Origin of the sequence: Bradyrhizobium sp. DOA1, from assembly GCF_001593325.1 — a bacterium.
Taxonomy (GTDB): Bacteria; Pseudomonadota; Alphaproteobacteria; order Rhizobiales; family Xanthobacteraceae; genus Bradyrhizobium.
Window position 1 is genome coordinate 5,711,266 of sequence record NZ_JXJM01000001.1, and the last position, 23,498, is coordinate 5,734,763.

Sequence of the window (23,498 nt, forward strand, 5' to 3'; positions counted from 1 at the left end):
GTCCGGGACATTGACCCCGCGAGGCCGTCCCTGGACAGTATCGGCACTGGGCGGAGGCATGACGCTGTACGCTGGCATCGCGTTCCGGTGTCGCACCGTCGACTTCGATGCACGAGCCCATGTTGCCGCGGACGCACTCGATCCCGTCTGGCCTTTCGATTACGGGGAACTGCGCCCCTATTACGAGGAGCTTGAGCGGCGGATAGGGATTGCCCGATTGGCGGGCGCTGATCCACTCGAGCCGCCCAGCGATCCCGGCCTGCTGCCGCCGCACGAATATAGCCTGCAGGGCACTCTGATGGCCAATGCGGGAGGACGCCTAGGCTGGTTGCCGTTCCCGACACCGCTCGCGATCAACTCGGTCCCCTACCGCGGTCAAGCGGCCTGTGACCGGTGTGGCCCGTGCAACGAACGCCTCTGTCCGAGCGGCGCGCGCGCCGATGCGCGCTCGCCATTCACGGATCAGTCGCTGCCGCGCGGCGCCCTGACGGTTGCCTCAGGTAGCAAGGCTGTGCATATCGAGCTTGGCAGCGTCAGCCGTGTCTCCTCAGTGGAGTGGCTTGACACTGTCATCCAACAACGCGCTCGGGTCCGCGCCCGATGCGTAGTGCTCGCTGGCAACGCGATTCAATCTGCCGCCTTGCTGCTAAGATCTGCGCAGCCCACAGCACCCCGCGGTATCGGCAACTCCACGGGCATGGTCGGCCGCGGCATCTGCTTCAAAATCAGCGGCTACGTGTCTGGCACCATCATGGCGGATCGCTTGCCGTCGCATCCGCCCGGTGGTCCGTTCTCGACCGTTGCGATGACCGATCACTACCTCGACGCGGACGCACCATCCGGCTTAGGCGGACTTCTATATGAAGCCAGTCCCGCGGAGCGCGCGGTCAGCGGCCGGAAACTTAAGTTAAGGGTGCATTTCCTTGCGGCCGATCAGCCCATGCGCAGCAACGCCGTTCGATTGTCGAACAGGCGCGATCGATTGGGTCTGCAGAAGATCGTTCTCGAATACAGGACTCATCCACTGGATAAGAGCCGATTGGACTATTTGTCGCGTCGCGCCTCAGACTTGCTGACTGAGGCGGGCGCGAAAAAGATCAGTTACACGGCTTCCAACTATCAATTCGGTAGTGGTCATCTGCATGGCGGCTGTCGAGCAGGGACTGATCCAAAGGAATCCGTGGTCGACCGGTGGGGTCGCGTGCACGATATCGACAATCTTTATGTCGCGGACGGTGGATTCTTCCCGTACCCCGGCGGCGTCAACCCTACCTTCACCATTCAGGCAAACGCGCTGCGGATCGCTCGCAGAATCGTCACGCAGCTTGCCTGACAGGCCGTGACCGGAGGATTGTTGATGTTCAATAGCACCCTCAATGCCACATTGCCCGCGACGGAGACCCACAAATCCGCACTATGCCGCGCGTTGCGGGTCACTGCATCGGAAAAATGGGACCTCAATCGGCGTTTTCCCATCGTGATGAGCCGTGCCTGTGGTGCGTATGTCTGGGATGTTGAGGGAAGACAATACGTCGATCTCACCTCCTGTAGCGGGGCTGCGCCGCTCGGAGCCGGATATGAACCGGTCCTCGATCACGTGGCCTTAGAAATGCGCCGGACCGGCGGCATCGTGCCCGGGCCGTTGTCGGAGCACCGGGTCGAGCTGGCCGAACGGCTCGCCAAGGTATTTCCGCTTGCGCAACGCTCGATATTTTTCCGCACCGGCTCCTGCGCCACGACCGCCGCGGTCCGCTTGGCTCGCGCATACACCGATGTGAACCTGGTGCTGACCAGCGGATACCACGGCTGGCACGACTGGCACTTGCAGGACCGTCCCACGATGGGCCTACCTGATCGGGACCGCGACAGTGTCGATTTCCAATATGACCTGGAGCTGCTTGAGAGGTTTGCCCGCGCGCGGCGTCTCGCCGCGGTGATCGTCACACCCGAAGTCAACTTCTTCCCACCCGAATATCACCGGGAATTGCAGAATATGGTGCACCGCTACGGTGCCCTGCTCATCCTCGACGAAGTGATGACGGGGTTCCGCTACGGCCCCGGCGGCTATCATACCGCGATCGGGCTTGCGCCCGACCTGATCACATTCAGCAAGGGGCTTGCCAATGGCATGGCACTATCGGCAGTGGCTGGCCGCGCCGACGTGCTCAACGCAGCCGAAAAGACGTACCTCGGCAACACCTATCAGCGCGAGATCACGCCATTCGCGGCTGCGCTGAGCACTATGGACGCGCTGCGCGATGGCACCGCGCTCGCCCGGATGCGCCGTGTTGGCGAGCAACTCATCAGCGGCCTTAACGAAGTGTTCGCGAGCCAAGAGGTTCAAGCGCGCGCGTTCGCATGGCCAACCATGTTCGATGTCGTGTTTGCCAACCCTGACCTTGGTCACGCTTTTTTTCAGGAGATGTGGTCGCGCGGCTTCCTCATGCAGTACGGGGGCCGGTTCATGCCGTCCGCGGCGTTATCCGACGCCGACGTGCGGGCCGCGATTGAAGCCGTCGGTCACGCCCTGCTGGCCGCCAAAGGGCGCACGGAGAGCACAGGCGGCGATCCGGATCCGATCGCCGCCGCGGTGCGGTTTGCGGGTGATCACTTCGTTGCCACGCCGGATACCGTCCGGCGTTGGTTCAACGCGTCGAGCCGCCCATGAACGCCAGCAGTCGAACGGGGGACACTCCCATGGCCGCGGCCGACGGGTTCTCTACCTCGCCAGTTCTGCTCGGCGGCGAAAACCGATCCGGTACCACATTGCTGAGCGTCGTTTTGAATTCTCATGCCGATCTGGTGGTGGGACCGGAGATCGACTTCCTGGAACCGTTGAACCTCGGCTCGCACATTCTGGAAGCGACCGATCTTCTCGACGCTAATGATCCCCGAGTCACGGGCGAGACCAAAAGCTTGATCAATCCGTTCTGGTATGATGGCGCGCACTTCGTCGTGCAATGCCAGCGGTTCGGCCTGTCCTTCGATGACGTGCGCAAGCTCGTCACCAAGGTGATGGACGAGACAGCCGGGGACATCGTTTCATTCGCCGACAGATGCAGGCTGATTAATGAGATCGGTGAGTTTCGAAGGGGACAAGCAGCGGCAAGACGCTGGGGACTGAAGCTGCAACGCAAGATTACCCAAATCGACGTCTTCGCGCAGTTGTGGCCGCATGCGCATTTCGTCCACATTGTACGGGACGGGCGCGACCTTGCCGCCTCGCATTTGAAAACGGTACCGGACTGGGGTTACCAGACCGTGGCAGACGCTGCGCAAGGCTGGCTTGAAGTCGTATCGCGGCCTCATCTCCTCGCGCCACCGGAGCGTTATCTTGAGGTGCGCTATGAGGATCTGGTCACTCACCCCCGCCCCAGTCTTAAGCAGATTTTGGATCACCTGCAGCTCCCCTGGGATGAAGCCGTTCTACGGCATGCCGAACACGAGCACGCACTGTTCGAGCGTCCGAACGGCCACCCGGCAGCGGAGTCCGCGAGCAAACCGCTGCACGCCGGCCGCCTTGGTCGCTTCAGGCAGGATCTGACGCTCACGGAAGTCGCGGAATTCGAGCGGATCGCCGGCGGCGAATTGGCGCGGTTGTGCTATCTATCGGCCTCGACCCCGGCGATCGAGGCATGAATCCCACCGATATCTTTACCCCGCCTCGCGGATTGCCGCGCGGATACTTAGCGCTGCTCGTTGGACGTACGGTGTCGGAATTGGGATCCGAAGTGACCGTTATGGCGCTGCCGCTGACAGCGATCACCCTACTGGGAGCGGGTCCTGCGCAGACGGGGTTGCTGCTCGCCTGCGGCCGGGCGCCGTACCTCATCATTGGCCTGCTTGCCGGGGTGATCGTGGATCGCCTCCCACACCGATGCATTCTTTTGACCGCCAATTTAGTGATGGCAGTATCGCTCGCAACGATACCGCTGCTCGCCAGCCTTGGCCAGCTTGGAATGGTCCACCTGTATATGGCAACCACGCTTGTCGGAACGGCTGCGGTGATCGGCGAGGTCGCCTATCTGGCGTGCGTGCCAACGGTCGTGGATCGTGCTCGACTCGTCAGAGCGCAGAGTTCTTGGCAACTCAGCAGATCTTGCGTGGTGACCGTCGGTCCATTCCTGGCAGGCTGGCTGGTCAGCACGTTCTCTGCGCCGACCGCAATTCTAGTCGAATCGGCCTCCTTCGTAGTGGCCGCCGTCTTGCTGCCGCTGCTGCCGGCACGCGCGGCCGAACGGTCCGCAACTGGATCGAGCTCGGTCGTCGTCCAGATCGCGGAAGGACTGACGGCTGTATTTGGCAACCCGATCCTGCGGGCGGTTACGTTGGCGACTGGCAGCTTCATCTTCTGCTACAACGCCTACTCTGCGGTTTTTCTGCTTTACCTAACCCAACATATTGGTTTGGACGGCTGGACGACGGGCTTGGTTCTCAGCATCGGCGCGATAGGTGGCATCCTGGGCGCAGTCACCGCAGCCTGGGCCGGCCGTGCCATTGGCCTTGGGCCGGTCTTGATGGCCACCTTGGCGCTTAGCGCCGCAGGCATGACCCTATCTGCGCTGTTCACAGAGCCGCGATCGGTGGCACTCGTTTGCGTGGCCCTGTCCCAGTTCGTGCTGTCGTTTGGTCAAGAGATCTACAACGTGCATCAAGTCTCCGTTCGATACGCGCTAGCTCCGCCTCGGGTGCTGGGCCGCGTCAACGCGAGCATTCGGAGCTTGGTGTGGGGACTTGCGCCGATGGGCGCGCTACTTGGCGGTGCGGTCGGCGCCGGACCTGGACTGCGCACTGCGCTATTGGCCAGCAGCTTGCTCGGCGTCGCCTCCGTGCTGTGGATCTGGCTATCGCCCCTGCGCCGCACTCACAGCTTGCATCTGTGATGCCAGGGATTGAGCGGCGACTGCGTGTGAAGTCAACGCGCTCGGGGCCTCGAGCTACGGGCATACTCCCGAGAATGTTGGATTGTCGGCGGAACTGACCTGGTCCCAATCCACTATAGGAGTTGGCCAATAAAGGCGAGTCACTTCCGTTGAGCAGCTTCCGGCCAACCTGTGAACTGCATCTCAAATCGGCGAGAACCGACGGGCTTGGTCGTGAATTTCACTGTCTTTCCCGACAGAGCCGCCAAAGAGCCGGATGCGAACTTAAACACGGTCTTACCGGAAGCAGCGATGCCGACGGCCCTGTTGTCTTCCATGACCGAGGAGCCGTCCCCCTCCAAGAGCTGACCAACCGCATATCCTCCGAGCGCGCGGTGAACGTCGAGAGAGGCCAAGTACGTGCCCTTCTCACTGTCCCACTCGCTGACCGATATCGCCGTGATGCCAGCGTCCCTCAACAGCCCATCTGCGACGCGGCAGGTGTATTGAAGGCTGACAATGACGTGCCCATTCCGATCACCTACCGGCTCTCGATCGGTTCCGTCTATGGTGCAGTCGTAGCGCCGGACTGGGTCCGTGGGCGTAACTTCGGTCAGCCCGAGCAAACCGAAAGTAGAACATAGTACAATAATGCGAAACGGTGGCGTCATTGCCGTGCTCTCGCGGACATGCCTTCGCAGACCTGTACAACTTGACGCAACGACCGATTCAAGCTTCTTCGTTGTCTCGCCGCCTGGGTGCTACCCACGCCGGCCTCGGTCATTTTTGGCGATAGGGCGGCCGAGACGCACGGAGATTGCTAGCTGCAGCGAAAGTTTGATGCTGCAACCAGCAGGAGAGCCTCGATCAAAGGATTTGCGCAGACTAGAGCGCGATGAGATTGGTAGGAATCGTCATCGCGCTTTGGCTTGTTGTTTGAGCATAATCTCCGCTCAAACGCCGTCCCCGTTTGTCGCGAGGGAAACGCTCTGCTTTTCAGGATCACGCTCTAAAAAGGAAAGAAAAGAGCCCGAACTTAGGCGGGATCGGACTTCTCCAGCCCCTCTTCGCGCGGCTCTACGTCCGAGCTAAGCTCCTTTGCCAGGCTGTGTCCCTTCGCCAGGCGACGGCCCAATGCTTCAACAAACGAATCATAGCGCTCGCGTCCTTTCGCCTGGGCTGCTGGTTGCGCTGTGTCAGGCAAAGGCGGGGTCGCGGTGAGCCAAAACCGGACAAACAGGGCGAGCGCTTCGTTCGAAATCGTAGCGTGGCGCTCGAGCCGCTCGAGCTGGCGGGTCAGGCGGTCCAAACGCCGGCTGAGCGCTGCCTCCATTCGCTCCGAATTGTCTGGCGATAGGAACGTAGATAGCGCCGTCTCCACAACGAGCGCCTGAGCCACCCGCTTGCGGTTGGCATAGTCAGCAAGCTGAACAGCGAGGTCCGGCGGCAGACGAAACGTATGCTTGGTGCGCATGCCCTCAGCTCAGAGATCGAGACCGTCACCGGGATCCATTGCGGCTTGACGCGCAAGACTAGAAGCATGTTTGCGAAGAATGCCGGCGCGCTGGACCTCATCGTCACCTTCCTCATCGGCAAAATCGAACTCTGCCCTTTCCTTGCTGCGGTCCACCTCCACCTCTTCGTGCTGGCCGAGCTCCGGTTCGCGCCTAATGCCGCCATTAGCAGGATCACTGCTGGACGTCGTGGGCTGGTTGTCAGCGGACCGCTCCTGTTTGGCCGGCGGGGCGGCAGGCAAAGGCAGCTTGCTCCAATCGTCGTGAGGAGATTTCATGCCATCTTCACTGTTACCGGGCCGAGCTGGAGGGAGTACCCGTTCACGCAGTCGGGGATCTTCGTAATAGCGTGCCTTCTTGGCTCGGATCGGCGGACAGCCCGAGACCAATACGAGCTCATCGTCTGACGGCAACTGCATGACTTCACCGGGTGTTAGAAGGGGTCGCGCCGTTTCTTGCCTGGACACCATCAGGTGCCCCAGCCAAGGGCTTAACCTGTGACCAGCATAATTTTTCATGGCGCGCAGTTCGGTTGCCATTCCGAGGGCCTCTGAGACCCGTCTTGCGGTTCGCTCGTCGTTCGTTGCGAATGCGACGCGGACATGGCAGTTATCGAGAATGGAATTATTTGGGCCGTAAGCCTTTTCGACCTGATTTAGGGATTGGGCGATTAAGAAGCTCTTCAGGCCATACCCCGCCATGAACGCTAGCGCCGATTCGAAGAAGTCGAGCCGGCCCAAAGCAGGGAACTCGTCAAGCATCAGCAGCACGCGATGCCGGCGCGCCTCAGCGTGGAGATCTTCCGTGAGCCGCCGTCCGATCTGGTTGAGGATCAACCGCACAAGCGGCTTGGTCCGGCTGATATCCGAGGGCGGCACGACGAGATAGAGCGTTGTCGGTCGCTTCGCCTCCACGAGATCGCGAATACGCCAATCACTGCAGCGCGTGACCCGCGCCACCACGGGATCGCGGTACAGCCCGAGGAAAGACATGGCCGTCGAAAGCACTCCGGAGCGCTCATTTTCGCTCTTGTTCAGGAGCTCGCGCGCTGCGGACGCAATAACGGGATGCGGACCGGCATCGCCGAGGTGCGGCGTTGTCATCATCGCGCGCAGCGTCGCCTCGATGGGACGCTTGGGGTCCGAAAGGAAGTTGGCGACGCCCGCCAAGGTCTTGTCCGGCTCGGCGTAAAGCACGTGCAGGATGCCGCCGACCAGCAGCGAGTGGCTTGTCTTTTCCCAGTGACTGCGTCGTTCGAGTGCTCCTTCCGGGTCCACCAAGACGTCCGCGATGTTCTGGACATCTCGAACCTCCCATTCTCCCCGACGGACCTCAAGCAGTGGGTTGTAAGCCGCAGAGTTTCGGTTCGTCGGGTCGAATAGCAGCACACGTCCATGCGCAGAGCGAAAACCGGACGTCAGGGTCCAGTTCTCGCCCTTGATGTCGTGGACAACGCAACTACCCGGCCAAGTCAGGAGGGTGGGAACGACGAGGCCGACGCCCTTACCCGACCGCGTCGGCGCAAAGCAGAGTACGTGCTCGGGCCCATTGTGCCTGAGATACTTGTGATCAGACCGCCCGAGTATGACGCCATCCGGCCCAGTAAGCTCCGCTGATCGAAGTTCGGTAGCAAGCGCCCAGCGCGCAGAGCCGTAGGTTGCGGCGGTCTTCGCCTCTTGGGCTCGCCAGACCGACATGCCAAATGCAACTATGATCGAAATGAAGCCGCCCGATGCCGCGATGCAGGCTCCCTCAATAAATATTGTGGGCGCATAGGCATCGTAGGCGTACCACCACCAGAAAAACGCCGGCGGCAGGTAGACGGGCTTCCCACGCCCGAGCTCAAACCAGGGGGGCCCGAGCTGGGCCTGGAATCCGAGTTTCCAAGCAACCCACTCCGTCGCCGCCCAGGTGGTCATGAGCACGATGGCAAGGACAAGCGTGATTTGGCCCCAAAGGACCTTCGTCGAAGACATGATAAGCGTCGATCAAGCCCTGCCAGGCCTGACCCACAACGTTAAAGTTGCACAAGCGTAGAAATGGCGGATCTAGCGTAAGTGCAGAACGATCTTGACTACCTGGAGAGACGTAACGGAGCAAGCGACGTGCAAACCGCGGTTGCTACCTCTAATATCGTGAGCGGCATTTTATCAGGCCGGCTTATGAGGCCGACATGCATTGAGGATGCAGCGGAGCGCAATGCAGGATGGCCAAAGCACATCATTCAGGCCGCCCGCAGCGTCCCGTCTTCCGTCGAAGGCCGAGGCAAGCTTTCGAGTTTGACTGACCCAAAAGCTTGCAGCTTGCGACCTCCCAATGACCCGAACCACGGAACATGAGCTTTCGCCGTTTATGGTCGCCCTACAGTCAGCTCAATGCTCTGGGAAGAGCGATTAGTTTCAGTGAAACTTATAGGAAGCCTGCAAGAACGTGCCCCATCGTTCCATGTGAAAGCCTGCAGGAAAGGGCCCCGAGGTCACAGGATGGCTGCGCGCCTGCTCGGCTTGGGTGGCGAATTGCTCACTATCTCTCGGACTCCACATCGCCCAGTAACGGCCGCCGACGCCGACGCTGAAATTGCTCGTTATGAAGTACGATAAGATGCCTTCTATTTGTACCCCATGGCCGCCGCTCCCGCGATGATCGATGAAGGTCGTGAAGTCTCGCAGGAGATGGTTATCGCGCCCTTGGAAATCCGTCCAGGGCAGGTATGCGACATCGGCGCTCAAGCGCCAGCGATCGAGCAACATGGTCTCAGCGTTAAGGCCGATACGCACTGCATTCCAGTTGGTGTCTTGGCTGCCCATCGTCCTTTTATCGTCCGGCGCGAGACATGGAAGCGAAGCGATCGTAACACATCCTATCGAGTCAGACTTTTGGCCATAATAGGTCCAGCCGGCGAATCCACCGATCTTGTATGTGCTACCCCGCAGGAAATCATAACCGGCATCGACCGTGTAGTACATGAACCTTCCGTTCGCCTGACCCGATCTCGTGTTGGTATAGGCCATGGAATTTCCTAAGCCCCAATCCTCATCATTCATAATCCCGCTACTAAAGCGCCCCAAACCAATATTGCCCTTCAGGAAGATTCCCCAGGGGCTGTCAAGTCGTTCGAACAACTCACCGGAAATCCCATCCAGCTTGTGATAGGTCAGCCTCGACACTAGACGATCGGGCGGACCATTTTCCCATTGAAATTTTCCCCGACTCAGCCAGAGCCGTGTGCCGCTTTCTAGCGACCAGCCGGTCGTGAAGGGAATTTCCGGCGCGCCAAAGGTCGGCTCTATCGGGTAAAGCGGCGTATCGGACCATCGCGCCGCCCCTGGGGCGGCATCAAAATGGTAGTTCAGAGCGACCTTGCCGATGTGATAGCCGCTGGACAGGTTAGTGACGCTAGCTGGGACCGTTGCAAAGGGCGGATATTGTAGCGTCGGAGGGGTTGCCACGCTTGGTCCGCCGAACCTCAGATAATCATATCCGATATTGACCGACCATGCGGGCGTGAGCGCGTGCTCGACACCTGCGCCGATGAGACCCCCGATACGATTATAGTCGAAATGGGTTGCATTCTGTGGCGCCCATCCAGACGGGTAAGTCTCGCTATAAAATTCGTTACCGTTGGCTATATCGCCGCGATTGTGTTGCCAGGCCACACCTGCTCTGAGATAGGCAAGCGTGTGACCCTGCGGGCCAAACGTATAACCCAGCCGGCCGGTCCCGGTGACGAAGACGTCCGGACCTGCGTTGCAGTTTGCACTCACGACAATACCGGAGGCGGCAAGACAGGTGTTTGCGCCGTCCGAGATGACGCCGCTGGCATTCAGTTCAAGGCCAAAAACCCAGCGGTCCCTCTGCCAATTGTAGCCGATCTGCCCTCCTGCGAGGAATAACGGAGTATCGACCACGTCGCCATAGATCGAGGGACCGTAGGGATTACTAAATGATGTCCGGCCGTACCCCCCGCCGACGTGCCCACCAAAATAGCCTCCGGTCCAGCTCCATACTGCAGGCGGGACCTTTACTGCCGGCTTAAAATCTGCCGAATTGACGACCCCGTTTGCAACGAGCGCAGCTGTTGCGATCCCCCAAAACAAGAACTCAGATCTCATATCACCTCACGAACACACGAGCATGCGCCATCTTGCAACGAAGGCCGAATGACCGACGTTGTCGCGCTGCTTCCACGCGGCGTGTATTTGTGCAGGATCTAGGCCATCGGACGTGGCGCGCATTCCCTGCAGTTGCTCGTTAGTGATGTCGCATTCGCAACAAGACCGATGATCTTTGAAAGACGCCCGTGTCTGATGTCGGTCATGACGTCCACGCTTCACGCTTGACATACAGCGGATGGATAAGTGACGCTCGTTTGGGGCTGCGTCGTCCTTCCCCGCTCTCACGAACGAGCTGTGAACGCGTTGGGGTAATCTCAGAGCGGCACCACCGACAGTTCCGGGGATTGGTTAAAGTACGGTCCCGAAAAGTGACTTCTGGCGAAGTTTCTGTCGTCCGGCTTTCGGCGTCAGCCGTCACAGCGCGGCTTGTACCGTCGATCTCTTCTGGAGCCGCGACTTGGGCTGAAAGGCATACCAGCAAAGCAGCAGACGGGACCATGATCTGTTTATCGAGCATTGCTCTTTCCAGAGACCATTGAGCCCGCCCCTTCAGGCTATATTCCCAATCCTCGCTTACGGCCGACATTCCAATCGACTCTGCCGCCAGGCAACATAATGCCAGATACCTGCTTTCCGAGATGCTGTTCCAAAGCCGGCCGCCAAGGCACCAGCTCAAAACCGAGCCCATCGTCGATCATAGCGAAACGCCCGGAGGCAAGCGTTACGCGCTGACGGTAGATGCCGGTCACTTGATCGCCCTCAGTTACGGGCTGATAGATAAGTCCTGAGTCGGTAGAAAGCTTTGCAGTAGCGGCTTGCAGCTCGCGCTGCTGCAAGGCAGCGAGCAAGTCGCGCGCAAACACAATGCGCCGTCCGGACCGCTGCACAAGGCCTTGGCCAGCGAGGTGATCGAGGCGCGCATCCATTGCGGACCGGACCTCGGCCCCGAAGCCGCGCCCGCTGAGCGACGGATTTTTGGCGAGAAGCTGGCGGTCGAGCCAGGTCGCACCGTTCGCGCTCACCTGCTCCTCGATCGAGAGGTCTGAGCGAACCGCGAGCGACATTCGCGGCTTTCCACTCGCATCAATATAGGTGCGCAACTCGACGATAGCGCCGGCCGGCGCATCGCCAGTAAATTCGAGGTCGCCGAACCGCAGATGATGGGTTCGACCATCGAGGCCCGCGACGATCGCATAAGCGGTCCCCTTCAGCTCATCATCCAGACCACGTTGAACCAGGCGGCCAAGGACCGGATCGGTGGGTTCTTCTCCGTGCAGGGCAAAGGTGGCGATGTCCGGCTCCCGCCCCCCAGCACTCATCGCCCGATGCATGGTCTTGATGATGTCGCCGCGCATGCCGAGCTGACGAAGGGTCTGCTCCAGCCCTGGTTTTAAGGTCCAGCAGGCGGGACCTGTGGATTCGGCAAGGCCGAGGCGTTCAAGCTTGGCCGCCCTGCCGAGCAGCAGGGGGCGCAGTTCAGGATCCTCACCCTTCCCTTCCGGCCTGAGGTCCGCCACACCGGCGCAGTCATCACAGATCTCACGCAGCGCTCGGTCAAGGCTGGTCCAGCGCTCAGCCTCGACCTCCCGTTCGAGGCCGGTGCGAACCTCCTGTTCGCTCCGGGGTCCAAGCTCAAGGGTGATGCGGTGGGCGGCACGATCGCGCAAACCGCGGCTGATGTACTCGCGGCTGATCACAAGATCCTGTCCGTCATCGGCACGGCCGCGAATTAACAGATGGACATGCGGGTTATCCGTATTCCAGTGATCGACTGCAATCCAGTCGAGCTTGGTCGCGAGATCTTTTTCGACATCGCGCAGAAGCTCGCGCGTAAACGCCTTCAGGTCACCAAGCGCCCCGCCGTCCTCAGGCGAGATAATGAACCGGAAATGGTGACGGTCACTCTCGCAGCGCTCGGCAAAACCCCGCTCGTCGGCTGCGTCAGAGGTGGCGTCAAACATCGAGGCGTTCCGGCCATCCCGCGTAACGCCCTCACGCTTAAGATAAGCGACATGCTTAGATAGCGGCGCAGAGCGGAATCGCGCTCCCCGATGGCGCACCACACGCGCCTTTGTGACCACGCGCCGGGCATTCGAGCGCAAGCGGATCGCGATTGCCGCACGCCGGCCCCGGCCGAAGCGGGAGCGGCTGCGGTCCGGGCCTGAGCGGAAGCTGTTGCCAACGTGCCCCGCTCTCTTAGCGGCACGCATGACCTGCCCGACGAATGTCTGTGGCCGCCTTGCACCACGGTTACCGTGGTCAATGCGCCCGGGCCTGACGCGTATGTCATCGTCCCGCATTGTCATGGCGCAAAAGAGCCTCGTGCGGCTGAGAGATGGCGCAGTCGAGGTTGATTTCGTTCGTACAATTTGCAGAAGCGATGGCAGGAGCAGTTGCGCTGACAGCAAATTGCCCAATCCATCCAACCACCAACGGCCGGACCGACGGCCGGCCTTTTCCCTTGCCATCCGCGGTCGGCTAGTCCCTGCAAGTTCCCTAGCCCCCTCCAACTCTCGACAGACTTCGACAACGCGCGACGAAATGCGATTGCGATCATCGGGACTCCGTTTGCGCCGATCGCTCCACAAAAAGCTGGGCCGCGCCTGGTACGAGCGCGAGCCCGCCCATGTTCGGGAATTCTTTCGGACTGTTCATTGGACGCCGAGCGGGTGTCGATCTGGCATGAGCCGACGAGCCGGAGCGGTCAAAGAATAATGCTGCCTGCCGCCACGGAACGGCACTTGGGATCGCCAAAGTCGCGGGCTCGGGCTGTTTGATGCCGATCAACTCTACGAGCCTGGCAACGTAGATTTTTGTGTCGTCAGGCAGGGGCCGCCCCGTTGCCAGATAGGCCTCGTAGCGCTTTGGACCCGCGTTGTAAGCTGCGAGAAAACCCTGCGATCCAAACCGGTCGAGCATCTCGCGAAGGTAGGCCGTGCCTGCGAGAATGTTGTCGTGGGGGTCAAAGGGGTCGACACCGAGATTGTAGCGAGTACTTAGCTCGACCCAAGTCTGGGGCATGATTTGCATCAGGCCCAACGCGCCCCGGGAGGAAATGGCGCCCACATTGCCGCCGCTCTCGACTTGCAACACAGCCCGAATCCAGTGTTCTGGGACCGCAAATCGGCGAGAGGCTTCAGTCAAGGATGCAGTGTATAAGTCCGCATGTGGAGAGCTCGGCGAGTGCAGGCTGACAGCCGGTATTACCGTCTCAGCCGAAGTGTACGACGGCAATTGGAGAACCAGCACAGCTCCAATCAGGCGGGCCGCCATTGCATACATTATAGCGCAGGTGCTTGCGCTCGAGCTCACTGTGGGTAGCTGGTTCCGCCGCTGAATGTGAGGCGATCGCCGACACGCGCTGGGCATGATTGTCTTTAGAAATCTCGCCGTGATGAAGCAGGAGGACTGCGATCTATCGACCTGCGAAACTGCGTATCGACGAACCCGGCCGAGCAAGATCAGTCCCTCTCTGTCCACACGGGCAGGGCTTCTCCGATGACGGCGGATGCCGGAAGTGGCCCGAAGTACCGCCCATCGAGCGAGCCGGCCGACTGCCGGTTCATGAGAAAGACTTCATCCGGCGCTATGAGGCGGCATCCGCGCCAGACCGGCAGCGGCCGGCCACGTGTGTCGCGTTCCCGCGCCAGCCCCATCTCAATGTTATCGACGGAAAGGGCGAAGCCATTTCTGCAAACGGTTTGTCCGGGCAACGCCAGGACGCGCTTGAGCATGGGAACACCGGTCGGCAGATAGCCGTTCAAGTCCAGGAAGCTCGAAAGTGGTTCGGGCGGCCGAACGGCCACAAGCTCAGCGACAGTCAATCCTTGCGTTGGCTGTAGACGATAGAGGCCAATCGGGACGCTCTCAGAAGCGTTCCAGATGTAGCATGGCACGGCTTCTGTGCCGGACCTTGATGCGAGAGCTACCGATCCGCAGATCGCCAGAATAATCGTCAGCCGGCCCATCAGAGCCCTCGCTTTCGACGGCGGAGCCACGCCTGATGGCGCGCCTGAGTGTAGGCCCGCGGGTTTTCGCTGACAGAGAGACGGTTGTGAACATGATGCCAGTAATCCGGCGCAGCGTCTGCAGGATTGATGCCAAGTGCCTCCACCGCGTCGACCAATTGCAGCGCGCGCTCGACTTTCGTCCATCCGGACAATCGCAGCAGGCTCTCTCCGCCGGGCATGACCCAGGGGATAGTTGAATATCGCTGCCGTGATGACGCGGCTCGTAAAATGTCGATGCGGGACAGAACTGTTCCAAACTCGTTAGATGTCCAACGCACGAAAGCGAAAATGCTACCGCTCTCGAACGAAAGAACGCGGCGGTGACGGTCAATGATTTTTTCAGATACCGGCCGGCCGAAGCGAATGCGATTCTCGATCCGTCCCTTCACCCACAAGAGTTCAACGGTTGTGAGATCGCTCATATGACGGCTCCTCTGTTCAGAGACGTCTCTTGACCGCCCCAAACGCCGCTTAGCCTTCGCAAAACGGTAGCAACGAGATTGGCAGCGGCGAAACGGCTTTGATGAAGGGTCGAAAGGGACCGTTGAGCAGGCGTTGCGACGGTCGCGTTGCCGATCGGAGACGAAAAGCCCTGATCCGTTAGCAGGAATCCGAAGAATTCAAATTTGGCAGATTTACGGGCGCGAAAAGCGATTCCACGATAGAACGTCAATAATGAATTTTGTCCGCGATGGCACGAGGCTCCGGTGACCGACCGCACGAGACCTCTCGGGCCTGATAGCGCGATGCGATTCAAGCCGTTTTGCCCTAACTGAGAGATGCGACCGCGCCTTCGCGGCCGTTCTGCATTGGGCCGGACCTGCATTGGCGCGAAACCCAATCGTTCCACACCGTGATTGTCACGGATGATGACAAGCTCATATCGCGGCAGAGTCTGACGATGAACGATCTGGCGCCGCCGGTCATAAGCAAAGTGCTTGAGCTGGGATAGACTGCCCGACTTGGCCTGAAGGTGGACGAAATCACAGCCCGAGCCACCTGCTTGACGGCGGCCATGTTTGCGCACCAGACGGTAAAGCCAGCGCTCAATTCTTCCCGTCAGATCGAAATGGGTGCGGTCGATCGTCAACACGAGCCCTTCATCCAGACCACCCGTGTAGTATGGGTCCGGCAAGATCAGCTCGATTCCGCAGGCACAGCCGTGCAAATCGACCGTCTCGCGCCATTGGTCCATCCAGAAGAAACGATGCCGTCGGAGCTCAGTCGGCGGCCGAATCGAGGTCAAGACCGTTGTCGAGTGCAGCCGGTCGACTGCGGCCTTGAGGCGCTCGCAGTCGAGCACGTTGGTACCACAGCCCCCAAAGGTTAGGATCGCGTAAGGAGTAGCCGCCATCAACATCGACGTTTTCGAGACGCCATCGCGAGCCACGACAATCTGCGAAGCGGACCAAATCAAAACGTCCGCATCCCAGACCGTCGCCATGCCATGTTCCGGCACAGCCTCGACACGAATCGTGATTGTCCCGGCGCGAAAGTCGAACGGTACAACCCGTTTTGACTTTGCCAGCGAGAACAACGCATCTGCCAACACATCTTGCGCATCGCGCGGTGTTAAAACGCCGCGCAACGAGCGAAACAAATCGAGTTCACCGCGCTCCGAATGACGTCGTCCATGAGCAGAGGATTTGCCGTGCGACATGGGTCAGCGCCTCTCCTTGCCCGCATACGGAATGGGTGTGTGGCGCTTGGCGGGCAAGACCGTACCTGTGCCGGGATCGCTGGTTGACTTCTTAGCACCGCGATCAGCCCAGGCTTTTAGGTCTTCCAGCGCATAAACAACGCGACCGCCAAGCTTGCGATAGATCGGGCCCGTGCCATAGGTACGATGCTTTTCCAGAGTTCGGCCGGACAGACCGAGAAATCGCGCCGCTTCAGGGGTACGCAATAATCGCGGCGGCAGGCCGGCGGTCGGATCGGGCATTTGGAAAGCTCCGTGCTCGTCTGGAGAGCGGGCGGGGTTGGTCGCGCGCCCACGAGCATCATGGAGGAGTAAACGCGCATAGGGGGATGCCGAAGATGCAGAGATGATTTTCGGCACCCCTGCTTCGTGCGGTGCCAGATGACAGGCAGAGCGCCGTTGGTTGGCCAGTCGCTCATCGGCGCGGAATAGATTGCGCGAAGCGCGCATGCCCTGCAAAATCTGTTTGTTTTAGAGCCGCGCGCTAGGATCGTTCGAGACCGAGTGACACTTGCGGACGACGTGGTGCCCGTCGATCTTTCCATCGAAGGCGCGCATCACCAACACCAATCATTCGTGACGCAGGAAACTGGGAACATAAGTTCTGGTTGATGGCCGTTTCTGAGTGCCAGAGACGGGCCGAGATCGCCAGCGCGCATCGAAGTGCGCAACGAGCGGCGGTTTGACTAAATAAATAGCACGGAATTGCCGTTCTGTTCAGAGACAGATGACGCTGAGGTGACATCTATCCGGTCTGTAAATGCAATCATCCAAACTATCGATTTTTCCCAATCTTAGGAATGGCGGATATTAAGCACGCTTCGTAGAATCCAGGCGTTCAGGATGAGCTGGCATCTTCGCTCCGGCTCTGAGAAGAACTCTAGAGTTTGCAGCGAGCATCAGCCGAGACGCAGACTCATTGCAGTCGTCTTACCTGGGAAGGACGCGTGAGCTTGATCGTGCAAGATCCATTCGACAGCTCCTCTGAGTCGCATCGGCAACTATTTCCGATAAACTATCGTATAGCTTTGCTACGGCTCTCCATGTCGATATCGCTCAGCTGCTTGCGAGTGAGCGAGCATTAAGCAGCTCTGGCTCCACAAGAAAATGGTCGCGGCCCAATTGCTGCGCTCTAACAGGATCGAATTCATGTCAGCTGAATGGTGCGAAGCCGCATGCGCTCATTCTAACGATCGGGCCCGAATGGGCGACAAACGCCGAAGCAAATCTGCCCCGCACGACACTGAACAACCGCATTTTGTACGCGTATTGGGTTTGGTGCGCCCGCGTCCGAGCCATCGGAAATCTGCCTTTAGCAGGCACGGAGTGCAGAGGCCAAAGCGCGAGGACATGTCGTCGGATTTTATCGCTGGATGACGTCATCGTTCCGGATAAGAGACATCTGTTGATGCGAAGCGCTGAAACCAACTGAAGCGCGTCGCTCGTGCTGTTTCTTTCGACCCATATGAAGGAGCCAGGACGGCCGGACGGTCCGTCCGAGGAGATATGTTGAATGATGAATCAAGATGGAAACAATTCGCCTGCGGTATGTTTTCTTCTGGGGCTTCCCCGCTCAGGGACAACGCTGCTGGCCCATTTGCTTCAGTCGCACCCGGATATTTTGGCTCCGCCTGAGCCCTGGCTGATGTTGGCACTTGAGGCTTTTGGTCGGGTTGACCACCGTCACCCCGCCGGGACCTCAATGGTTCAGGCTGCAACCTCCGAATTCCTGGGCCGAATAGATCGAACCGGCGTCACGCGCGCTTTTGCTGATGCAGCCTATGGGCAGTATTTGGCAGCTGCCGGCAAGCGCACTCTGATAGACAAGACCCCGCGGTATTGGACCGTGCTCGACTTTTTGGATTTGCTCTATCCGGAGGCGCCGCGGATCGTTCTGATGCGCAATCCTTACGCCATTGCCGCATCACTGAAATCGACGTGGGCCGTTCCGCTTCTGGCGGCAAGTTCCCCGCCGGCGATCGCATCGTGCGTAGCCGATATCGTGCTGGGGCGGCCTACGCCCGCGATTGCATCTTCGCTCGCCGACCTTGTTCTGGGTCTGCCCGCGCTTGCGGCGTACCGCAGTGAACTCCACACACAAGTGGTGCAGTATGAAGTACTTGTGACGCGTCCCGACGAGGAAATCCGGCGCGTGATTGCTGGCCTTGGACACGCCCCCATGGACATGTCATCGGCGCCATTGGCGCAAACGGAATATCTCCGGTCTAGCACGTTCGGCGATCGAAAGATCCTCGAGAAAAAGACCGTTGACGATCGCTCAGTCCAGGCCTGGCAAACCGAATTGTGCATCGAAGAGATGCAGGTCGTGACAGATCTTGTTGGCGCGCAGCTTTTGATAGAGCTCGGTTATGAGCGGGATCTTCGGTTTGCAGAACAAGCTGGCGTAGTGGATAAGGGCCCGGAAGTCACTGAAGGCTACCGTCAGCTATTTCGAAGCTGCTGGAACTTCCTGGAAGGTAAGACAGGAGGATCATTTGACATCGCAGTTAGCGAAGCCGAGCTGAACAGTATTGGCCAGCAAGCTCAAGAGAACTCCTTGTTGGCTTTCGGCCCCTCGATACTCCTGCAAGCACAACGTTTAGCCGCATCCAAGAGCGAGGAGAATTTGCGGATCGGAAATTCAATCGCAGCGGAGCTGACTGAGGCGCTCATGGCAGCGAAGGCCGCTCAAGATGCGCTGGGCCAAGGCCCGTCGTAATGGTATGCCTGCGTACCGTGAAGGCAACATCGTGTCGCTCGGCACACCCTCTTTATTTCAGGGGCTGCTCGAGCCGCAGCTTCCGCTGTTATCCGAAGACCAACGTGAGAGTTGAAAAACACCGTTTGCGGCATTTGAGGCATGGTTGGCCAAGGTATCCGGCACAGATCAGAACAATTGCCAAGTTGCTCTCGGCGAAGATCTGACGGTCTCGGCCGTCCCAAGCCGCCGCCCATAACCCGCCCTGGCAAACTTGAATCCACCATTCGGGGAACAGCCGCTGCGACGCCATCGAGGATCCGAACGGACGACGCAGTCTGCGTTCAGCAGCCCAATCGTGGTCTGACGTCACAGATGACGTTTTGATCTCCGTGCCAAACAAACCCGCCGGCGTGGCTGCAGGCCGACAACGTCTTTGCAGCGTTCCCAAGACTTGTGGCGTACGCCCACGATGGCGCGATGGAGTGCTTCCGGGGCCGACGAACGATCATCGACGCCCCTTTTTCTTAGCAGATGAAGGACGCAGCAATGCACGATAGCCACCGCGCATCAGTGCTAAACCGACCTTAAGCAGGCGGATAATTCGGCTACGCAGCGGATGGGTTTTCCAGGCCTGCTCAGAGATGCGCCTTGGACCAAACAGGACCTCGGCGATGACACGATAGGAGGCGCCCTCCATGTGCCCATCCAGGGCACGGAGGCTCAGAGCCAATCGTTTACGCCGTTGTGCCGAGAGTAGAGCGATAGGAGGTCCTGGCGAACGGCCATTGATCGCACGCCACAATCGAAGTGAGGCGTGCGCGCGGATCTCGAAGTCCGCGTCGTGCATCAGCAGCTCGATTGAATAAGCGACACCAAAACGTGGCGCCTGCTTCAGACGCAGGTGATGTCGGCTTCCGTGAATATGCAATACAGCATGCCAACCATCGGCTGCCTCTCGGACGCTGTCCGATGGAAGCTCGGCAAGCTCGACCGTCGCGGCAACGCCATGTGGATCGCAAGCGCTTTCAACGAGCGATACCACGGCTGGCAGAGCCTCCGGCGCCCAGAAGATGGCCTGCTCGTGAAAACACCTCTGCGGGTCATGAGCGAAAGCAGAGCCCCCATTTCCTCCGAAACTCAGTGGTCACTTGCCCGTGTTTTGAGAGCGTGTCGCGGTAATCAGCTTGATATTCGGGATTGCGACGGAGGCTTTCCCAAGGGAAATCGGACGACTCGCCTGCTGTAACGCTCTGATAGGATTCCGGTGAGCGCCAGTCGAATTTCGACACTGCTTGATCTCCCCCAAAGGAAAATTGCGGCGCAGTGTCTATAAAGCGCTGGGTTGTTGGGGAAGTCCCTTATTGTGCATCACCGGTGATGCGCGCAGGCGATCACCCCATCACTGGGAGAGATCTTTTCCAAGGGGGCAGCTCAGACGACATATTTTGCTATTTGGGTCCATCAGAGCGGAGCAAGTGGCGGTAACCGCGCTCAGCCATCCATTTTGCGTGCGCCAAATGGCTGTCGAATGCATTGCGAGCGCGCTCGGGTTCGCGCTCGGGGTCAAGGTGCAACACGATCCGGGAAACCTCTTTCCAATCGGCGCCATCGGCCTCGGCATCGAGGAGTCGCCAATACGTCACCAGATGCTGCTCGTCATAGGAGGTCAACGCCGCATCTGTGGGGGCCAAGTCTGCGAGATCGGGGGCAAGCGATGTTTGCATGAGAATCCCGCAAAAATCCCTACTTGGGAATACATATTATAGGAGATAAACCTGATAGTATGTAAAGACGCAACTTGCGCCGATGGACATGCGCAAGTTGGTGGGCCGGAATTTCCTAAAGCTGCGGAAGCGGAAAGGCTTCACGCAGGAGAAATTCGCCGAGGCTTCCGGCTTTACTCAACAATACATCAGCGGGTTGGAGACCGGCCGGCGCAATCCGACTGTGGTGACTCTGTTCGAGCTCGCAGAGGTTCTCGGCGTCAGCCACGTGGATCTTGTCTTGCCTGATGAAGAATTTTGCAGACCGCGTCCTACCTCCGGGAGGCGAAACTGATAAGAATGAGGCCGATCCGGAGGGATCGCACCTCAGTGACGCTTACTGCCGGCCTTGAAGAGTGCCGCGCCCGATTGGGTCGGACGGGGCATTGGCGGAGCCAGGCTTAGGCAGTGTGGACATCTATCGCATCGATAAGGCGACGGCAGCGAGAGTGATGACGGCGCGGTTATCACCGGCGCTAAACATCCGGTCGAGGGCTACTGCAACGTCTTACTCAGTCCGTACCCTTTGGGTAGTGATGCTCAACAATTCCAATCGATTGGGATTTCTGTAACGATTGGCCAGGTTTTCGAACAACTCACCGATCTGCTGTGGTGGAACAGCAAATTCTCCATAGTTAGGATCGAACAGCGTGACCATTCCGCCCGACGCTGATGTCGCAACCAGGTGCCTTTCGCGTCGTCCGCCCCGCTCGAAACATAAGCTGAGCGAATACGCTCTCCCATCGGCGGTGATTTTGCCCGCCAATTCCGAGAAGCTCGTCGCATTGCCAAATGTGTATGTGTTTCCTGCTTCAGACGGATTTAGGCCAGCGTCCCTCAACACGGTGGCCCTTGCACGAAAACCCGCCTCAGACCTTTCTATGTCCTCGCCCCGCAAAGATCGCACAAGCCCCTCATAGTTCCGCTGGCACACAGCCGCTGAACGGTGCCCGTCCGAGCCGGGTAGCAGCGCAGCCATTCGGGATCTCGGGCTGTTCGGAAGATTGCTGAGCCATCCTGCAGTGAGTCCAACGCAGATGTTAACCCTGTTCGCGTCCTGCAATTCGGCCGTCATGTGTTGGGACAGGGAGATGCTCATCCTAGGTGGAGAGGATGCGCCGGGGCTCGCTGGATCCGCGGCATCTGCCTTACTGGTGCAGCACCCCATTCTTTCGGGCAGACCCGCAAGAGCTTGATCAAACCTGTCACTGTTTGCCGACTTACTTAGCTCTTCAGATTGGCCAGCGAGTGTTGATGAGTGGCTGATTCGATTGAGCATGTCGATTTACCTTTGCTAAGGTTGTCGCTCCCTCGCTGCGAGCGTACTTGGTCAAGCTGACGGCAAGCTGTCTCACCCATGTCGCCGAACTCCGAGAAAGAGCTTTGGAGGGTCGCTAGCGATGCGCAGGCAACCGGAGATGAGCAGCAGGATCTCGTTCATCCAGTTCTCCCTTTCTCCGTGCTCTCGTTCAACGTGAAGGGAGTGAACTGGTGCATGGCGTTAGCTCGCACCGAGTTCGTGCGGCCTATGATGCAGGCTGTGATATGCAAGCTCTAGGCGTCCCGGACTCTAGGGACTCCCATTTGAGAGCACGTCAGATTCAAGTTTTCTTTTTGGAAGCGGCGTTGTGTGTGATGGATCTTTTGGTGCTGAGCGACGCGGCCCGGGAGCGAAGGCGCCGCTGATCATAGTCCGGTCGAACCAGAAGGGCTCGGCAGTGCGGATGTTTGTGAAAGGTGTGCTTGGAATGTGCGGGCTCTCCCTAGCGCGTGATCTTCCGGAGGCATTCGGGGAATGGAGCAGCGTATTCCCGCGCTTCAGCGGACGGAGCATCAAGGCTGTTTGGTGGTGGATCTTCGATGTCCGATGATCCAGACCCGAAATATTTGATCGTCGATACTACCCTCGTCCGAATGCATCAGTATGCCCCCAGGGGGCACAAAAGGAGGGGGTCTGAAGATCAGGCGCTTGGCCGCTCGCGCGGTGGAGTGAATGCGACTTCGATGCGCCAGTTCCCGATTCTTGGTCGCTACCGGTCAATGCGCGCCGGACCCACGAATTGAGCCTCACGTGATACACTTAGGCGATCACGGCAACGAGGGAATTTTTTTCCGAGGCGCGATCCATAGGATAGATTTTTGCTATTTGCGGGCGCCAATGCGGAGCAAGTGGCTGTAGCCCTGCTTAGCCATCCATTTTGCGCGAGCCAAATGCCCGTCGTATGCACTGCGAGCGCGGCCCTGATCGCAATCAGGATCAAGATGCAACACGATCCGCGCAACTTCTTTCCAGTCGGCGCCGGCGGCCTCAGCATCGAGGAGACGCCAATACGTCACCAGATGCTGCTCGTCATAGCTCGTCAACACCGATGCATTCGGCACGACATCCGCGATTTCTGGATCCAGCTCCAGCTTTTTCATGTAAGCCCACGCGCCGGGTTCGCTACCTGCATTCGGCGAACTTAGTGCAATAGGACGGCTATAGCCAGTGGTTTGATGACCCACCAAATGGCTGCTTTCGCGCATGAAAGCTCGTGCGCTTGTGGCCTGGAATGTGCGCCGGATTCGCGTGGATCTCGGCATTCCGCAGGAGCAATTGGCTTACGATGCGGGCATTGACCGCTCATATATGGGCGGCCTTGAGCGACAAGCAGAGAACCCAACCATCGATCTTCTCGACAGGCTCGCTAAAAGACTCGGTGTTCATCTATCCGAGTTCTTCGTCCAACCGCCCAAAGGAGCGAGCCCACCTAAGACGTTGCGCAAAGGTCGTAAGCCGGCGCGCTCACGTTACAGGAAATGACGCGCTGCTCGGATTGGGCTCGCTAGATAAA

21 protein-coding genes and 2 pseudogenes are annotated in these 23,498 nt (G+C 59.2%); 8 read left to right on the forward strand and 15 right to left on the reverse strand.

Annotated elements, in window-relative coordinates; translation table 11 throughout:
• Positions 1–58: 58 nt before the first annotated feature.
• Genes SE91_RS26420 through SE91_RS26435 form a run of 4 tightly spaced genes read left to right on the forward strand, consistent with a single transcriptional unit; the run spans position 59 to position 4,883 of the window.
• The gene (locus SE91_RS26420) at positions 59–1,333 is read left to right on the forward strand and encodes a GMC oxidoreductase (protein ID WP_061849713.1); all 1,275 of its coding nucleotides are present in this window, start codon (positions 59–61) and stop codon (positions 1,331–1,333) included.
• A gap of 24 nt (positions 1,334–1,357) precedes the next feature.
• Positions 1,358–2,668 carry an aminotransferase class III-fold pyridoxal phosphate-dependent enzyme gene (locus tag SE91_RS26425; protein ID WP_082813822.1) on the forward strand — a complete coding sequence of 437 codons (1,311 nt, stop codon included), beginning with the start codon at positions 1,358–1,360 and terminating at the stop codon, positions 2,666–2,668.
• A gap of 29 nt (positions 2,669–2,697) precedes the next feature.
• Positions 2,698–3,639 carry a sulfotransferase family protein gene (locus tag SE91_RS26430; protein ID WP_245318541.1) on the forward strand — a complete coding sequence of 314 codons (942 nt, stop codon included), beginning with the start codon at positions 2,698–2,700 and terminating at the stop codon, positions 3,637–3,639.
• Positions 3,636–4,883, forward strand: a complete 1,248-nt coding sequence (locus SE91_RS26435; RefSeq protein ID WP_082813823.1) for an MFS transporter — start codon at positions 3,636–3,638, stop codon at positions 4,881–4,883. The genes SE91_RS26430 and SE91_RS26435 overlap by 4 nt, the downstream gene beginning before the upstream one ends.
• 140 nt (positions 4,884–5,023) lie before the next feature.
• On the opposite strand, the gene SE91_RS26440 is transcribed toward SE91_RS26435, so the two are convergent.
• The 10 genes and pseudogenes from SE91_RS26440 to SE91_RS26480 form a co-directional block, all read right to left on the reverse strand.
• Positions 5,024–5,533 carry a hypothetical protein gene (locus SE91_RS26440; RefSeq protein ID WP_061849717.1) on the reverse strand — a complete coding sequence of 170 codons (510 nt, stop codon included), beginning with the start codon at positions 5,531–5,533 and terminating at the stop codon, positions 5,024–5,026.
• 365 nt (positions 5,534–5,898) lie between these two features.
• Positions 5,899–6,336 (reverse strand): hypothetical protein, encoded by a 438-nt coding sequence (locus SE91_RS26445; protein WP_061849718.1) that lies wholly within the window; start codon positions 6,334–6,336, stop codon positions 5,899–5,901.
• 9 nt (positions 6,337–6,345) lie between these two features.
• Positions 6,346–8,352, reverse strand: coding sequence for a conjugal transfer protein TraG (locus SE91_RS26450; protein WP_061849719.1), 2,007 nt, complete (start codon positions 8,350–8,352; stop codon positions 6,346–6,348).
• A gap of 423 nt (positions 8,353–8,775) precedes the next feature.
• Complete coding sequence (locus SE91_RS26455) at positions 8,776–10,488, reverse strand: outer membrane beta-barrel protein (protein ID WP_082813824.1); 1,713 nt, start codon at positions 10,486–10,488, stop codon at positions 8,776–8,778.
• A 557-nt stretch (positions 10,489–11,045) separates the two neighbouring features.
• Positions 11,046–12,797 carry a relaxase/mobilization nuclease domain-containing protein gene (locus SE91_RS26460; protein WP_061849721.1) on the reverse strand — a complete coding sequence of 584 codons (1,752 nt, stop codon included), beginning with the start codon at positions 12,795–12,797 and terminating at the stop codon, positions 11,046–11,048.
• 247 nt (positions 12,798–13,044) lie between these two features.
• Positions 13,045–13,860, reverse strand: a complete 816-nt coding sequence (locus SE91_RS26465; protein ID WP_197489518.1) for a lytic transglycosylase domain-containing protein — start codon at positions 13,858–13,860, stop codon at positions 13,045–13,047.
• A 92-nt stretch (positions 13,861–13,952) separates the two neighbouring features.
• Entirely contained in the window at positions 13,953–14,459 is a 507-nt protein-coding gene (locus SE91_RS26470) for a S26 family signal peptidase (RefSeq protein ID WP_061849723.1), read from the reverse strand.
• Positions 14,459–14,923, reverse strand: a complete 465-nt coding sequence (locus SE91_RS35635; RefSeq protein WP_082813826.1) for a DUF2840 domain-containing protein — start codon at positions 14,921–14,923, stop codon at positions 14,459–14,461. The genes SE91_RS26470 and SE91_RS35635 overlap by 1 nt, the downstream gene beginning before the upstream one ends.
• A 338-nt stretch (positions 14,924–15,261) precedes the next feature.
• Positions 15,262–16,161 (reverse strand): annotated as a pseudogene (locus SE91_RS34880) (replication initiator protein A); the annotation flags it as partial.
• A gap of 3 nt (positions 16,162–16,164) precedes the next feature.
• A complete protein-coding gene (locus tag SE91_RS26480; protein WP_061849724.1) occupies positions 16,165–16,443 on the reverse strand; it encodes a helix-turn-helix transcriptional regulator in 279 nt (92 codons plus the stop codon).
• Positions 16,444–17,713: 1,270 nt separating this feature from the next.
• Between SE91_RS26480 and noeE the strand changes: the two genes are divergently transcribed.
• Entirely contained in the window at positions 17,714–18,919 is a 1,206-nt protein-coding gene (noeE, locus tag SE91_RS35640; RefSeq protein ID WP_283806280.1) for a nodulation protein NoeE, read from the forward strand.
• A gap of 487 nt (positions 18,920–19,406) precedes the next feature.
• Here the strand turns inward: noeE and SE91_RS35645 are convergent, their stop codons facing one another.
• The 3 genes from SE91_RS35645 to SE91_RS26490 form a co-directional block, all read right to left on the reverse strand.
• Complete coding sequence (locus SE91_RS35645; protein ID WP_347336394.1) at positions 19,407–19,943, reverse strand: DUF2285 domain-containing protein; 537 nt, start codon at positions 19,941–19,943, stop codon at positions 19,407–19,409.
• 58 nt (positions 19,944–20,001) lie between these two features.
• Complete coding sequence (locus SE91_RS37810) at positions 20,002–20,190, reverse strand: transcriptional regulator domain-containing protein (RefSeq protein WP_082813829.1); 189 nt, start codon at positions 20,188–20,190, stop codon at positions 20,002–20,004.
• A gap of 159 nt (positions 20,191–20,349) precedes the next feature.
• On the reverse strand, positions 20,350–20,625 hold the full coding sequence (locus SE91_RS26490) for a DNA -binding domain-containing protein (protein ID WP_061849725.1): 276 nt from the start codon (positions 20,623–20,625) through the stop codon (positions 20,350–20,352).
• 82 nt (positions 20,626–20,707) lie between these two features.
• Between SE91_RS26490 and SE91_RS26495 the strand changes: the two genes are divergently transcribed.
• Complete coding sequence (locus SE91_RS26495) at positions 20,708–20,959, forward strand: helix-turn-helix domain-containing protein (protein ID WP_061849726.1); 252 nt, start codon at positions 20,708–20,710, stop codon at positions 20,957–20,959.
• Positions 20,960–21,172: 213 nt separating this feature from the next.
• Here SE91_RS26495 and SE91_RS34885 read toward each other — a convergent pair whose 3' ends face one another.
• Positions 21,173–21,943: a YopT-type cysteine protease domain-containing protein gene (locus SE91_RS34885; protein ID WP_063690603.1), complete on the reverse strand. Its 771-nt coding sequence runs from the start codon at positions 21,941–21,943 to the stop codon at positions 21,173–21,175.
• Between the two features lie 356 nt (positions 21,944–22,299).
• On the opposite strand from SE91_RS34885, the pseudogene SE91_RS37815 reads away from it, so the two are divergent.
• Positions 22,300–22,659 (forward strand): annotated as a pseudogene (locus SE91_RS37815) (transposase family protein); the annotation flags it as partial.
• A gap of 147 nt (positions 22,660–22,806) precedes the next feature.
• On the opposite strand, the gene SE91_RS26510 reads toward SE91_RS37815, so the two are convergent.
• Positions 22,807–23,085 (reverse strand): DNA -binding domain-containing protein, encoded by a 279-nt coding sequence (locus SE91_RS26510; protein ID WP_061849728.1) that lies wholly within the window; start codon positions 23,083–23,085, stop codon positions 22,807–22,809.
• A gap of 103 nt (positions 23,086–23,188) precedes the next feature.
• On the opposite strand from SE91_RS26510, the gene SE91_RS26515 reads away from it, so the two are divergent.
• Positions 23,189–23,467 (forward strand): helix-turn-helix domain-containing protein, encoded by a 279-nt coding sequence (locus SE91_RS26515; RefSeq protein WP_061849729.1) that lies wholly within the window; start codon positions 23,189–23,191, stop codon positions 23,465–23,467.
• The last annotated feature ends 31 nt before the right edge of the window (positions 23,468–23,498 follow it).

Excerpts from the sequence above, each read along its gene's own strand:
- SE91_RS26480 (WP_061849724.1), bottom strand. The coding sequence starts at position 16,443 with ATGCCCGATCCGACCGCCGGCCTGCCGCCGCGATTATTGCGTACCCCT.
- SE91_RS26450 (WP_061849719.1), bottom strand. The coding sequence starts at position 8,352 with ATGTCTTCGACGAAGGTCCTTTGGGGCCAAATCACGCTTGTCCTTGCC.
- SE91_RS26445 (WP_061849718.1), bottom strand. The coding sequence starts at position 6,336 with ATGCGCACCAAGCATACGTTTCGTCTGCCGCCGGACCTCGCTGTTCAG.
- SE91_RS26420 (WP_061849713.1), top strand. The coding sequence starts at position 59 with ATGACGCTGTACGCTGGCATCGCGTTCCGGTGTCGCACCGTCGACTTC.
- noeE (WP_283806280.1), top strand. The coding sequence starts at position 17,714 with ATGATGAATCAAGATGGAAACAATTCGCCTGCGGTATGTTTTCTTCTG.
- SE91_RS35635 (WP_082813826.1), bottom strand. The coding sequence starts at position 14,923 with ATGAGCGATCTCACAACCGTTGAACTCTTGTGGGTGAAGGGACGGATC.
- SE91_RS26460 (WP_061849721.1), bottom strand. The coding sequence starts at position 12,797 with ATGACAATGCGGGACGATGACATACGCGTCAGGCCCGGGCGCATTGAC.
- SE91_RS26435 (WP_082813823.1), top strand. The coding sequence starts at position 3,636 with ATGAATCCCACCGATATCTTTACCCCGCCTCGCGGATTGCCGCGCGGA.
- SE91_RS26425 (WP_082813822.1), top strand. The coding sequence starts at position 1,358 with ATGTTCAATAGCACCCTCAATGCCACATTGCCCGCGACGGAGACCCAC.
- SE91_RS26515 (WP_061849729.1), top strand. The coding sequence starts at position 23,189 with ATGAAAGCTCGTGCGCTTGTGGCCTGGAATGTGCGCCGGATTCGCGTG.
- SE91_RS34885 (WP_063690603.1), bottom strand. The coding sequence starts at position 21,943 with ATGCTCAATCGAATCAGCCACTCATCAACACTCGCTGGCCAATCTGAA.
- SE91_RS26455 (WP_082813824.1), bottom strand. The coding sequence starts at position 10,488 with ATGAGATCTGAGTTCTTGTTTTGGGGGATCGCAACAGCTGCGCTCGTT.
- SE91_RS26465 (WP_197489518.1), bottom strand. The coding sequence starts at position 13,860 with ATGCCCAGCGCGTGTCGGCGATCGCCTCACATTCAGCGGCGGAACCAG.
- SE91_RS26490 (WP_061849725.1), bottom strand. The coding sequence starts at position 20,625 with ATGCAAACATCGCTTGCCCCCGATCTCGCAGACTTGGCCCCCACAGAT.
- SE91_RS26430 (WP_245318541.1), top strand. The coding sequence starts at position 2,698 with ATGGCCGCGGCCGACGGGTTCTCTACCTCGCCAGTTCTGCTCGGCGGC.
- SE91_RS26510 (WP_061849728.1), bottom strand. The coding sequence starts at position 23,085 with ATGAAAAAGCTGGAGCTGGATCCAGAAATCGCGGATGTCGTGCCGAAT.
- SE91_RS26495 (WP_061849726.1), top strand. The coding sequence starts at position 20,708 with ATGGACATGCGCAAGTTGGTGGGCCGGAATTTCCTAAAGCTGCGGAAG.
- SE91_RS26470 (WP_061849723.1), bottom strand. The coding sequence starts at position 14,459 with ATGGGCCGGCTGACGATTATTCTGGCGATCTGCGGATCGGTAGCTCTC.
- SE91_RS26440 (WP_061849717.1), bottom strand. The coding sequence starts at position 5,533 with ATGACGCCACCGTTTCGCATTATTGTACTATGTTCTACTTTCGGTTTG.